The organism is Natronorubrum halalkaliphilum (assembly GCF_009834785.1).
In the GTDB taxonomy this organism is placed as follows: Archaea; Halobacteriota; Halobacteria; order Halobacteriales; family Natrialbaceae; genus Natronorubrum; species Natronorubrum halalkaliphilum.
In genome coordinates, this window is the sequence record NZ_WUYX01000069.1 from 133,749 (window position 1) to 145,686 (window position 11,938).

Annotated in this window: 16 protein-coding genes; 9 read left to right on the forward strand and 7 right to left on the reverse strand. The window is 63.2% G+C overall.

Translation table 11 applies throughout. The features are described 5' to 3' along the window. Window positions 1-37: 37 nt before the first annotated feature. The 3 genes from GS429_RS18770 (at window position 38) to GS429_RS18780 (ending at window position 1,792) form a co-directional block, all read left to right on the forward strand. Window positions 38-457 carry a universal stress protein gene (locus tag GS429_RS18770; protein WP_160067030.1) on the forward strand — a complete coding sequence of 140 codons (420 nt, stop codon included), beginning with the start codon at window positions 38-40 and terminating at the stop codon, window positions 455-457. A 260-nt stretch (window positions 458-717) separates the two neighbouring features. Continuing rightward, complete coding sequence (locus GS429_RS18775) at window positions 718-1,218, forward strand: cupredoxin domain-containing protein (RefSeq protein WP_160067032.1); 501 nt, start codon at window positions 718-720, stop codon at window positions 1,216-1,218. 82 nt (window positions 1,219-1,300) lie between these two features. Continuing rightward, window positions 1,301-1,792, forward strand: coding sequence for a universal stress protein (locus GS429_RS18780; RefSeq protein ID WP_160067034.1), 492 nt, complete (start codon window positions 1,301-1,303; stop codon window positions 1,790-1,792). A gap of 124 nt (window positions 1,793-1,916) precedes the next feature. Here the strand turns inward: GS429_RS18780 and GS429_RS18785 are convergent, their stop codons facing one another. The 4 genes from GS429_RS18785 to GS429_RS18800 all read right to left on the reverse strand — a co-directional run bounded on the left by GS429_RS18785 (window position 1,917) and on the right by GS429_RS18800 (window position 5,107). After that, a complete protein-coding gene (locus GS429_RS18785) occupies window positions 1,917-2,393 on the reverse strand; it encodes a pyridoxamine 5'-phosphate oxidase family protein (RefSeq protein ID WP_160067036.1) in 477 nt (158 codons plus the stop codon). An 88-nt stretch (window positions 2,394-2,481) separates the two neighbouring features. Next, window positions 2,482-2,775, reverse strand: coding sequence for a DUF7344 domain-containing protein (locus GS429_RS18790; protein ID WP_328821486.1), 294 nt, complete (start codon window positions 2,773-2,775; stop codon window positions 2,482-2,484). A gap of 192 nt (window positions 2,776-2,967) precedes the next feature. After that, window positions 2,968-3,384, reverse strand: a complete 417-nt coding sequence (locus GS429_RS18795) for a universal stress protein (RefSeq protein ID WP_160067039.1) — start codon at window positions 3,382-3,384, stop codon at window positions 2,968-2,970. A gap of 154 nt (window positions 3,385-3,538) precedes the next feature. Continuing rightward, entirely contained in the window at window positions 3,539-5,107 is a 1,569-nt protein-coding gene (locus GS429_RS18800; protein WP_160067041.1) for an ABC1 kinase family protein, read from the reverse strand. Between the two features lie 281 nt (window positions 5,108-5,388). On the opposite strand from GS429_RS18800, the gene GS429_RS18805 reads away from it, so the two are divergent. The 3 genes from GS429_RS18805 (at window position 5,389) to GS429_RS18815 (ending at window position 6,997) form a co-directional block, all read left to right on the forward strand. Continuing rightward, window positions 5,389-5,835, forward strand: coding sequence for a universal stress protein (locus tag GS429_RS18805; RefSeq protein WP_160067043.1), 447 nt, complete (start codon window positions 5,389-5,391; stop codon window positions 5,833-5,835). Between the two features lie 114 nt (window positions 5,836-5,949). Continuing rightward, window positions 5,950-6,633, forward strand: coding sequence for an endonuclease III (gene nth, locus GS429_RS18810; RefSeq protein ID WP_160067045.1), 684 nt, complete (start codon window positions 5,950-5,952; stop codon window positions 6,631-6,633). Window positions 6,634-6,748: 115 nt separating this feature from the next. Beyond that, on the forward strand, window positions 6,749-6,997 hold the full coding sequence (locus GS429_RS18815) for a hypothetical protein (protein ID WP_160067047.1): 249 nt from the start codon (window positions 6,749-6,751) through the stop codon (window positions 6,995-6,997). 177 nt (window positions 6,998-7,174) lie between these two features. Here the strand turns inward: GS429_RS18815 and GS429_RS18820 are convergent, their stop codons facing one another. Both GS429_RS18820 and GS429_RS18825 read right to left on the reverse strand, forming a co-directional pair. Further along, window positions 7,175-8,059, reverse strand: coding sequence for an NAD(+)/NADH kinase (locus tag GS429_RS18820; protein ID WP_160067049.1), 885 nt, complete (start codon window positions 8,057-8,059; stop codon window positions 7,175-7,177). 114 nt (window positions 8,060-8,173) lie between these two features. Beyond that, window positions 8,174-9,484: a M28 family peptidase gene (locus GS429_RS18825; RefSeq protein ID WP_160067051.1), complete on the reverse strand. Its 1,311-nt coding sequence runs from the start codon at window positions 9,482-9,484 to the stop codon at window positions 8,174-8,176. 147 nt (window positions 9,485-9,631) lie between these two features. Here GS429_RS18825 and GS429_RS18830 point away from each other — a divergent pair, with 147 nt between their 5' ends. The 3 genes from GS429_RS18830 to GS429_RS18840 all read left to right on the forward strand — a co-directional run bounded on the left by GS429_RS18830 (window position 9,632) and on the right by GS429_RS18840 (window position 11,493). Further along, window positions 9,632-10,696, forward strand: a complete 1,065-nt coding sequence (locus tag GS429_RS18830) for a polyprenyl synthetase family protein (protein WP_160067053.1) — start codon at window positions 9,632-9,634, stop codon at window positions 10,694-10,696. Between the two features lie 120 nt (window positions 10,697-10,816). Continuing rightward, window positions 10,817-11,203, forward strand: a complete 387-nt coding sequence (locus tag GS429_RS18835; RefSeq protein WP_160067055.1) for a DUF7541 family protein — start codon at window positions 10,817-10,819, stop codon at window positions 11,201-11,203. A gap of 53 nt (window positions 11,204-11,256) precedes the next feature. Beyond that, window positions 11,257-11,493 carry a DUF6684 family protein gene (locus GS429_RS18840; protein ID WP_160067057.1) on the forward strand — a complete coding sequence of 79 codons (237 nt, stop codon included), beginning with the start codon at window positions 11,257-11,259 and terminating at the stop codon, window positions 11,491-11,493. A 60-nt stretch (window positions 11,494-11,553) separates the two neighbouring features. On the opposite strand, the gene GS429_RS18845 is transcribed toward GS429_RS18840, so the two are convergent. Beyond that, the gene (locus GS429_RS18845; RefSeq protein ID WP_160067059.1) at window positions 11,554-11,712 is read right to left on the reverse strand and encodes a hypothetical protein; all 159 of its coding nucleotides are present in this window, start codon (window positions 11,710-11,712) and stop codon (window positions 11,554-11,556) included. Between the last annotated feature and the right edge of the window lie 226 nt (window positions 11,713-11,938).

Consider the following 11,938-nt stretch of genomic DNA (forward strand, 5'->3'; position numbering starts at 1 on the left):
GCTATTTATCGAGTTTCGACGTGGATAGTTGTGTCCAATGTACGACACGATTCTGGTTCCCGCCGACGGGAGCGATCCGTCGAACCGGGCGGTAGAGCACGCACTCGAACTCGCAGACAGATACGACGCACGGGTCCACGCGATGTACTGCGTCGAGACGCATCGGTACGGAGAACCGGCCCTGAGCAGCGCGGAAATCGTCCTTACTAACCTCGAGGAGCAAGGCGAAGCGATGCTCCGAGAACTCGGAGACCGGGCGGACAACGTGGGCGTCGAGTGTACCTGGAACGTCTGTCACGGCCGACCCTGGGAGGAAGTTCAGGCGAAAGGCCAGGAATTGGACGCCGACCTGATCGTGATCGGATTTCAGGGCCAGAGCCACAAACGGACGGGGAAGATCGGTAGCGTCGCGGAACGGGTGGTTCGGACGGCGGATCGTCCGGTGTTGACCGCCTGACGGGTTACTGTAACGAGAATCGATGCAACCGCGGACGTGTCGCGGCCGGCAGGTGTTTCGCGGTTACATCAGCAACGACAGGCAGGTGTCCGTGCAGGCCACACCGATCTACCACAGGAACCGCTGAACGTCGCTGACACCTGATCGAATGACAGCGCTACGATCAAGTGTCAGCCACTTCGGCAGTTGTTCTATCAATCAGGACTGTCAACTGGAGGGTGCACATCCATTATTGTCACTGACAGAATCCGTTCACTGCGATGTTCGACAGCAACCGCTTCTCACGACGGGAAGCACTGGCAGTCGCAGGCGCCGCGGGAACGATGGCCCTCGCTGGATGTGGCGGACCCGGCGAGGAGGACGACGTGGACGAGGACGAAAACGGAAACGGAAACGACGACGAAGCGGATGTCGCCGCTGAAGACTGGGAGGACGTCGAGGCGTTCGAGTTCGAGGGGCGGGTCGAGGCGTGGACCGGCATTGAACCGGAGCAAATCGATGGCGAAGAGAACCCGACGATCACCCTCATCGAGGGCCAAGAGTACGATTTCACGTGGATCAACGCGGATGGAATCTTACACAACCTCGAGATTCGCGACGAGAACGACGAAATCGTCGACGACTACCAGAGCGACGACGCACAGGACGAGGGCGACGAGGTGACTCTCGACGGCGTCGTCGCCACTGAGGAAATGACGAGGTACATCTGTGCGTATCACGAATCGTCGCAGGTCGGTGATATCGAGGTCGAATCCGCGTAACGAACCGGAAACCGCGCCAATCGGGACACGCCACGGCAGGTGGTCCCCCGGAGTTATTGCCCAGGGTGTGAATAGAGCGGATATGACGTTCGTCGTCCCGTTCGATGGGTCAGCGCTCGCAGAAGCGGCCCTCGTCAGAGCGGTCGAGTACGGGCAGGCACTCGACGAAGATGTCACGGCGGTTGCCGTGGTCCCCGAGCGGAAACGCTATGCGAGGGAGAAAGGCTGGATCGGGGCCGAGGAGTCTTACGACGTCGAGTCGGTCGTCGAACGGTTGCGAGGGCAAGTCACGAACCTTGCACCGAACGCGTCGTTCGAGTACGAGTGTATCCGTGAATTTCCGCCGGAAGCACGACTCGCCGGCCACATCGAGCGGCTGATTCTCGAGCACGATCCCAGTACCGTCTTCCTCGGCAGCGACAACGTCGGCCGAGTCGTGACGCCGTTGACGAGCGTCGGCGTCCACCTCGCCGACGAGGAGGCCTACGACGTGATGATCATCCGCCAGCGAGCGCCGCCGAAACTCGCCGCCCTCGAGGCCCACGACGAGTTCTACGACGATACATCCGAGTGACCGGGAACGGGAGGGACTCCGCGTTCCCACTTCAGTCATCCTCCCAGCAGAACCTGGGTGCCCCTCGCTCAGTGGCTTCGATAACACGCGACGACGCTCCGGTACACAGGTACGGCAGGCCGCATCAGTCGTCGTCTCGCTCGAGCGCGGGTGGGAGTCCCTGATGCTTGATTCCCGTCTGGTCGTCGACCCGAAACTCGTACACGTCGATATCGCCGGACAACGACGCGGACTCGAGGAGTGCGGGGCGCCACACGTCTTCCAGTAACTCCTCGAGTTCATCCCAGGCCGATTCGGGGACGGCCGAAATTCGTCCTGACAGAAGGACGCTCTGCCAGTTGTACAGCGTATCGACGGCGAAGACCAGAAAGCTCGCTCCTGATGCCGTCTCGCTCAACGTCGCTTTCCGGCTGTTCGAGCCCTGAAGAAACGTAAAGTAGAGTCGCGTATCTCCGTCGTAGCCGAACGACAGCGGGAGCAGGTAGGGCGCGTCATCGGTGGGAAGCCCGAGAACGCCGGTCTTTTGGGACGCGAGGAACGATCGTATTTCCTCGTCGGTCATTTCGGCCAATCCGTACTCCTGTAGTTCGTCAACTGACATGTGCGTACCGACATCGGACGAGGCTAAAAAGTCTCACACCGTCTCTATGCGGTGACTATCACGCCTCGGAACTCGAGTGACTCGGTGGTCAACTGCGGTTCGTGACGGCAGAATCGATGACGTCGAGGACGTCCGAAACCAGCTCGCAGTGGTAGTATCGTATCATCTCGTCTTGCCGGTCGTAGTCGGCGAGTCCGACATCGTCGAGCATCGGCAGGTGGACGTGATACAGTTCCCGTCGCCAACTCTCGACTGTCGCCTCTTCGCGGGTCACCCACGAAAGGAGTTCGGGAGTCTGCACCCGGTTTCTCTCGCAGGCTTCCAGGGTGGTGACGATTCTCCGCCGTCGTGAGTCGCAGAGCAGACGGAAGATTTCGTCCACTTCACACGTACCGCGAGTGGTCCCGTTTCCGTCTGTTATTTGGCATTCGGTCATCGTTTTAGCAGGCGATACGTCGAGCAGTGAACACAAGTAGCCCGGGTCGTGTTCCCACACCGTGAAAGCATCGTCCGCACTGAACAGTCGTCTGTGAGGGACTGTGCGTGGAGACAAGGGCGTCCGAAATCGGTCGAATTATCGGACAACCGTCACCGGCATCGTCGCACGGCGAACCACCTGTTCGGCGACGCTGCCCAGAAGAACGCGTGAAACGCCCGAACGGCCGTGACTTCCGAGAACGATCTGATCGACGTCGTGCTCCTCCGCGAAGTCGACGATACCGCGAACGGGGGCACCGACGATGGTCTCCGTCTCGAGCGTGATCTCGTGGTCGTCCGCAATCGTCTGGGCCGTCTCGAACAACGCGTCGGTCTTTTCCTGCTCGATTTCGATGAACCGCTCGTAGTTGTACGCCATATCGCCGCGGTACATCGACATCGACGGGTTGATCACGTGAAGCGCCGTGATCGTGGCGTCGGGAAAGGTCGTAACGGCGTGTTCGACGGCGTCTCGGGCCGGGTCGGAGTCGTCGATTGGAACAAGAACGTGCATACTTCGTCATTCGAGGAACTGTCGTATAAGCGGGTGGGAAAATTCCATCTGCAGGGAACGGCAGTTCGTCCGGTTGTTCGACTATCTCGAGCGTTGGTCCAGTCCGAAGATTTGATGCCGTTGCCTGCTCCGGACACCCGTTCCCGTACCCGGTTCAGCCCGCGGCTCGCAGGCGGACGTACTGGCCGAGAAAGACGAGCGCGAGAAGTAGGCTCGGAATTTCGACCGGCTGGTCGTGTCCCGTCAGAACGGCAGCGGCAACGAACAGGGAGCCGGCGACGATCGCGTAGCCGACCGCCGGATCGCCCCCGCTGGTCGATTCGACCGGGTCAGTTCTCACGACGAGTTCGCCGCGCTCGAGTTGCCCGAAGACGGTGTCGAACCGGGCCGGCGCTCGAGCGAGGACGGGAGCCGACGCGCGGACGTCGGTTCGCAACTCCGCGAACAGCGCCTCGAACTCGCTCTCGATGAAGCCGTAGTCGGCGAGGAACGATCGCGTGACCGCAATGAAGTCGAACTCCGGATCGAGGCTTCGACAGACGCCCTCGCCGACCGTGCCGACCCGGATGAGTAACATCACGTTCGGCGGGATCCGGAACGGAAAGTCGTGGAGCATCGAGAGCAACTCGGTGATGATCGCGTGCCACGTGACGTCGGATCGGCCCTCGAGGTTCTCGATGACCAGTTCAAGCACCTGTCGGACGGCGACCCGATCGACCGTCGGCTCGAGGACCTCGAGTGCGATAAGCGTGTTGAGCAGGCCGTCGACGTCGCGACGGACGAGGTATCGATACAGGTCGGTGATGTCGTCTTGCTCCCGGGAGGTGAGTCGCTGGCTCATCCCGAAATCGTAGATAACCAGTTTCCCCGCGTCGGTCACCGCGAGATTACCGGGGTGTGGGTCGGCGTGAAAGACTCCGTCGACGAGCCCCATCTTCAGATACGTTCGGGCGATCAGCGTCGCCATCTCGTTCGGGTCGATCCCTCGCTCCGTGAGCGCTCGATCGTCGATGATCTTCGCCCCCTCGACGTACTCCATCGCCACCACGCGATTCGAACACAGTTTCGGATAGGCGCTGGGAATGACGACCCGGTCTTCGTCGGCGAGGTTTTCCTCGATCTCCGCCATGATCGATGCCTCCCGCTCGAAGTCCAGTTCCTCGAGGATGATCTCCTCGAAGTCGTCGGCGACGTTCTCGATGGAGTAGCGCTGGCTCTCGTTCGCGAACGTCGTGAGAACGGGAAGCAGTCCCCTGATAACCCGCAGGTCTCGTTCGACGATCGACAGAAGGTCCGGCCGTCGAACCTTCAATGCGATTCGGTCGCCCCGGTACTCGGCGGTGTAGACGAACGCGAGCGAGCCGCCGGCGACCGGCTCTATCGTATCGAGATCGAGTTCTTCGCCGAGTTCGGACTCGACGACGGTCAGCGGATCACCGCCCGCGTCCTCCGGCACCTCGTCTTGCAGCGTCGAGAGTTCGTCGACGTACACCGGCGGCACGATATCCGGCCGGGTCGACAGCACTTGCCCGATCTTGATAAACGCCGGCCCGAGATCGAGGAACGCCTCGGTGAGCCGTTCGGCGCGTCTGCGGTGGGTTGCGGTCGAGACCCGTCGGGACGGGCCGAACAGCAGGAATCGGCGTCGATCCCGGAGAAACGCCAACGCGAGGGGAAAGAACCGAACGACTACCTGCAGATAGCGGCGGGAAAAGCCCGTCATCGGTCGGCGATGCTGTGACTGGCGGTCGGCTGGTCGTCCATACCGTTCGTTCGAACACCGAGACCAAATATGTCAGTGATCCGGTGCGGCGTCCGTTATAGTAGCCACTGGAAGCCAGGTCACACCCGATCGCACGACGGAAGCGCGGTTCGGAGCCCGAAAGGTGAGAACCGCGGCAGTGCGATCGGTGTGTAAACAGTTCCAGTTGGTACTATAGACGGGGTGACGGGACGAAGGCTCGAAAGCAATCATATAGCTGGCACGCGAAGGACGGGTATCCGATGTACACCGACGTTTTGCTCGCTACCGACGGGAGCGACTGTGCTCGAACGGCGACGGAGCACGCAGTCCACCTCGCGGCGGTAACCGGTGCGACGCTGCACGCGCTGTACGTGATCGAGACGCGAACCGAATACGACAGCGCCATCGTGGATCCGGAGACGGTAGAACGGACGCTCCGGTCCGAGGGCGAAGCGATACTCGAGTCGGTCGAAGCGGCTGCCGACGCAGCCGACGTGGAGGCCGTCTGCCGCATTCAGCAGGGAGTTCCAGAACGGGAGATTTTGACGTACGCCGACGGCCACGACGTCGATCTGATCTGCCTCGGTTCGCGCGGGACGTCGACGTTCAAGACGATTCTTCTCGGGAGCACGAGCGAGGCGGTGCTCCGCGAGGCGTCCGTGCCGGTCGTGGTCCAGCCGGAAAACAGCCCTACGAGCGGTGAGTAGCTGCACAGATTGAGACATCGCTGCCCCTCTCGAACGATCAGTCCTGACGTCGAATACGCACTCGTCGACCGGTGACCGATACGCTCAAATGGCCGCTCTCGCAACGGATCTTCCATGGGAACCCCGCTCGAGAGCCGCGAGGCACAGGCCGAAGAAGTCATCGACCGCCTCGAGGAGGCGTATCCGGACTCGACGATTTCGCTGCGGTACTCGAACCGCCTCGAGTTGCTGATCGCGGTGATTCTTTCGGCCCAGTGTACGGACGAACGCGTGAACAAAGAGACGAAACACCTCTTCGAGAAGTACGACGGGGCCGAGGACTACGCGGCCGCACCCGAGGCGGAACTCGCCGAGGATCTGAACTCGATCACCTACTACAACAGCAAGGCAGGCTACATCAAGAGCTCCTGCGAGTCGATTCTCGAGGACCACGGCGGCGAGGTGCCGGACACGATGGACGAACTGACCGAACTTTCGGGCGTCGGCCGGAAGACGGCGAACGTCGTCCTCCAGCACGCCCACGACGTCGTGGAGGGGATCGTCGTCGACACGCACGTCCAGCGTCTCTCTCGCCGACTCGGGCTCGCCGAGGAGGAGTATCCGGAACCGATCGAACAGGAGCTGATGGAATTCGTCCCCGAGGGCTACTGGCAGCAGTTCACCCACCTCTGTATCGATCACGGCCGGGCGACCTGTACGGCCCGGAACCCCGACTGTGCAGACTGCGTGCTGGCCGATATCTGCCCCTCCGAGAAGGGCGACAGCGAGGTCGATCTCGCGTCGGGCGAACCGTGGTAAGTGGTCGAATTGTCCAGGAGCTACCGGAATAACCAGTTCCAGTTGTTGCTATAGCCGACCCTTGCAAGCCCAACGCCTTTTCGCGGATCGACGGTATCCGAACACGGGGATCAGTATGTCCGATACCACTGACGAGACCGGCAAAGACGAGCACGGGCGGGACGTCGAACTGGCACACGAAGACACCGACGACGAGGACGAGGACGAAGAAGGGCTCACCGAAGAGGAGATGGAAGCGCGAGAGCGCCAGGACGAAGAACAGCGGCGACAGGATATCGAGCACAAGTCCGACGACCGCGTCGACGACGCCCTCGAACAGGAGAACCCGGACAATCACCGAGACGAGGAGCCGTACAACAGCTAACTCGGGGTTCGCTCACAGCGGCCGCGACGACCCGCCGTCGACGCCGGCGCTCGCGTTTTTTCGTTCCCGACCGACTCGAGTGCCGACAGTGGTCGGATCGACTATCTACTGTCGACGAGAGCGGCAGTCGTTTGCGGCGCTGTCACGGCCCGAAAACGGCGGGAATACGTTCCGTGTTTAGCGATCGAGGAGATCCTCGTCGGAAACGGAAAGCGTCGAGAGCGTTCCGTCGACGCCGATGGTGATTCGGCAGCCGAGAGCGACCGTCCCTGCCGACCGGCCATCGACGACGAGCGTGACGTCACACTCGTCGCGTTCGACCGCGAGCGTGACGTCATCGTCGGGGAGCACCCAGCGCCGAGTCCGCGTGGCAAACGGCGCGATCGGGGCGACGGCGACGGCGTCGACGGCCGAGGAGAGGTGGGGTGTGTCGACGGCACTCGCGTAGCCGTGGCTGCCCGCGGGCGTCGCGACGACGACACCGTCGGCGCGAAACGAGGCGACCGATTCGTTCCGGCTCCGGACACTGTACTCCGAGATCCGCGCCGGTTCGTCGGTAACGAGCGAGACGTCGAACAGCGCGCGTTCGGGGCCGTCATCGGACGTCTCGAGCAGTCCAGTTGTGGTATCGACACCGGAGCCACCGTCTCCCACCTCGAGGTCGACGCCCAGAACCGGTCGGCGCTCGACAGTGACGTCTCCCTCGAGTACGGCTTCGAGCGCCGCCGGAAGCCGATCGCGATCGACCGTTTCGATGCCGGGAACGTCACCGACCGGCAAAACGGGTACGTCGAGGGTGGCTCGAGCGGCCGCCGAAAGGTCGTTCGCGCCCGCCGTCACCAGCAGCGACGGGGTGGCCGCGAGCACGTCCTCGAGGTCCCCGCGGACGGCCGTCCCGTCGTGGGCAGCCAAGACGCTCTCGAGGGCGTCGTCGGTCCTGAACGATCGCGTTCCGGACTCGTCGTCGATATCCGCCACTACTTCGGTCCCGATCCCCGTCGCCGTCTCCGAGTTGACGATTCCGACGACCGGCTCCTCGTCGACGGCCCACGCGGCGTCCATATCGATCCGTTGGCGCGGACCGGAAAAAAGGCGTGGGGTTGGGAGTCGCTCGAGAGGAAGTCGCCCGAAGGGGGCGCTGTCGACCGATCGATACCGGTTGACTCCGGCCGATCGCTACTCGTCGTAGGGCCAGTCGCCCGTAATCCGCATGCCCTCCGCGAGGTCCTGCGCCTCGAGATCGGCGGCGATCGCGTCGGGGGTTCTCGGCTCGACGATAACGTCCTCGCGTGCGAGGTGCACGACGAGATCCGTCAGCAGGACCGCCTGCTCGCGGAGGTCCCGTTGCTCGATTTTCTCGAGGGTGTCGGCGAAGGTGTGGCCCCAGCCGCGGCCGACGTCGTCCGAGGTCGACATGACGTGATAGCCCGGCACGCCCCACTGGACGAACGGCCAGTGATCGCTGTGGGGGCCGAGTTTCGGGATCGTCTCGATCGGGTGGTCGTAGCGATCGGCGACGGTTTCCGCGGCGGCCTCGAGTTCGTCGAAGCCGTGGGTCGTCAGGGAAAGCGTTCGATCCCGGACGACACCGTCGTTGTTGACGATCGCCGTGATCGTCTCGTGGTCGGTTTCCGCCGCGTGGTGGGCGGAGCCGACCAGTCCCACCTCTTCGGCACCGTAGGCGACGAACTCGACGCGGGTCTCGAGGTCGTCCTCTCGCTTTGCCAGCGCGTTCGCGAGTTCGACGACCATCGCCGTCCCGGCCCCGTTGTCGAGTGCGCCCTCGGCGATGTCGTGGGCGTCGACGTGGCTGGTCACGAGCACGCGTTCGTCGGTGTCGGGGCCGAGTTCGGCGTGGACGTTCCGGCTTTCGGCCTCGTGAACGTCGGCCTCGACGGCCACCTCGACCTCGTCACCCTCGAACCGACGGGACAGGCGCGCGCCGACCTCGCTCGAGACGCCGACGGCCGGAATCTCGCCGATCGGATCGGCTTGCGTGCCGACGCTGCCGGTCGGAGGAAGACAGCCCTCGACGTGATTGCGGTAGACGAACCCGGCGGCCCCGTTGGCGACCGCGTGGTAGTACTTCTCGCGGCGGTGGATGTAGCGGTCGGCGTACTCCGGAATGTCGCTGCGGACCATGACGATCGCGCCCTCGATATCGGTCGCCTCGAAGTCCGCGGGCAACCCGTAACCGAGATCGACCAGCGGCGCGGTGACGCGCTCGGACGGACTCCGCGGGAGCGCGATACAGTCCTGGGCGGTCTCGCCGGCCGCGATCGAACTCTCGCCGCGGGTCCACCCCTGAATGTCGAACGACTCGAGGCGGGCGTTTCTCGCGCCGACGGCCTCGAGGGCGTCCCGAGTTGCCGCCGCGGCCTCGCGCTCGCCGTCGCTACCTGCCATCCGGTTCCCGATGTCGACCAGGGTCTCGAGGTGGGTCCAGCCGACATCGCTCGTAAAGACGTCACCGATCCATGCGGTCATATCAGAAGCCGTGGGAACACGGGGTGGTAATTGTACCGTTTGCGCCGCTCGATCGTCCGCGCGGCGGCGAGAATCCGCGTGGAAGTTATTTGTGAGTGACAGGACGAACCGGGTATCTTTTTTACGCCCCTCCCTCTCGGAACGAGTATGCGGAAGACGCTTGCCGACTGGCGGCCGGCCATCGACGACGCGATCGCCGATCTGGTCCCACGCGAAATCGACACCGACTACCTCGAGTCGTTCTTTGGCGATCCGACCTACGAGTACGACCCCGACGGCATCCAGCGGGCCCTTTCGAATCCGATCTGGGACCTGCTCGATCGGGGCGGAAAACGGTGGCGCGCGGTGCTCTTTCTTGTCTTTATCGAGGGGTTCGGCGAGGATCCGGCGGAGTATCTTCCGTACGCGTGCATTCCGGAGATCCTCCACAACGGCACGATCATCGTCGACGACGTCGAGGACGGCGCGGCGATTCGTCGCGGAGAACCGGCGCTGCACCACGGCTATGGGCAGGACGTCGCGCTCAACGCCGGTAACGCGATGTACTTCCTGCCGCTGAAGGTGTTGGCCGACGATCCCGCCGACCTCCCGGCGGATCGACGGCTCGCCGCCTACGAGATGCTCACGTACGAACTCAACCGGACCCACCTCGGACAGGGGATGGACATCTGCTGGCACAACGAGAGCGAGGTTCGGGCCACACCGGAGCAGTACCTCGAGATGTGTGCGTGCAAGACCGGCTGTCTCGGCCGGATCGTCGCGCGTCTGGCTGCGATCATCGCCGATCAGCCACCCGAGGTCGAGGAAGCCGTCGCGAGGTACGCGGAGTTGACCGCGGTCGCGTTCCAGATCGGCGACGACATTTTGGACGTCGAAAACTCGCTTGGTCGGGCCGGCGACTTCGGCAAGGAGTTCGGCAACGACATCCACGAGGGCAAGACGACGCTGCTGGTTATCCACGCGATGCAACAGAGCGATTCCGAACAGGCCAAACGCCTGCAGGAGATCCTGAACGCGGACTCGAACACCGACGCGGAAGTCCGCGAGGCGCTCGAGATCATCGAGGAGACCGGCAGCCTGGCGTCCGCTCGCGAGCGGGCGCTCGACCTCGCGGCACAGGCTCGCGCGGAGATCGAGCCGCTCGAGTTCGACGACGAGACGGGTCGGAAACTCCGGGAGTTCACGGAGTTCGTCATCGATCGGGACGAGTAACGGGACCGCCGCGCTCGCACGCAGCCATTTTCGCACGACAATCCTCGCCAGCACACTTTCTCGAACTCCGACGGCGAGCCCTAGCTACTACTGGCAGGACGTGGTAGACGAGCCTATCGGATGGCAGACCACTCGAGTGCGACCGACCGCGAGCGACCGACCGCGAGCCCGTGGCCCGTCCTGATCGCCCTCGGACTCGCTCTGTCGGAGGTCGGCATCGTCGTCGATCTCTTCCCAATCGCGGTCGCCGGCCTCGTGCTGTTCGCCGTGAGCGTCACCGGGATCCTCGCGGAGTCGCGCCACATCGCGAATCCGCAGTCGCTCGCGACCGGTTTCGGTCTCGCGTTCGTGCTCCTGGGATCGGTGCTGTACGTCCTCGGAACCGGGAGTCTCTCCGTCGCCGCAGCCGACGACCTCACGGGCCTCGCGAGTCGCGGCCTCGCGATCGCGGTCGCAGGGGTAGTGACCATCGCGGGCACAGCGATCAAACGGTATCGGCAGGGCTGAGCATCGATTCGCCCGACCAAACACTCGGACCACATCACTCGATCACCCACATTATGAGCCGACGTGCATTCGACGCCGAAATCCCGCTCGATCTGGCGGTCAACCTCATCCCTCTCGCGATTATCGTCTTCTTCGTCGCGCTCTTTGCGGTGGTCAACCCGTGGGGAGTCGCGCCGTTGCAGTCGGCGGTTCAGTTCGCGATCTTACTCTCGATGATCGTCCTGCTCGGGCTCGTTACCTATCTCGCGGCTCGCGTGATCGAAGGCGACGAGCGCACGCGACATGACTGATACGGATTGCCGTAAGTCATTTCCGTCGGTCCCACCGGTAAACCGGTACAGCAAACCGTATCAGTTGACGATGAGGACGAATCCGGTCAGCCCCATCAGCAGTGCAATACCGACCAACAACAGCAGGAACAGTTCCTTCTCGGAGAGGCCTCGCCTCGAGTCGCCGGTGTCAGCATCGGCGTCGGCGTCGCCATCGGAGCCAGTCGTATCGGAGTGCACAACCGTTCTGTCTCGAGGGTACACCGAGGGTGGTGAAAAACGATGTGGCGACGGCGATGCCGGCCTCTGGGACTGCTAGGGTATCTGTGAGTTAGTAGCCGGTATCGAAAAGGCAGAGTGGGAGTGGGGGAGTGGGGTGGGTGGGGAGGCAACGGCAGAGTAGCGGTCCGGTACCGACCGTCCTGCCGTATTCATTCATACGGAGACATCGTGGATACGACTGTCT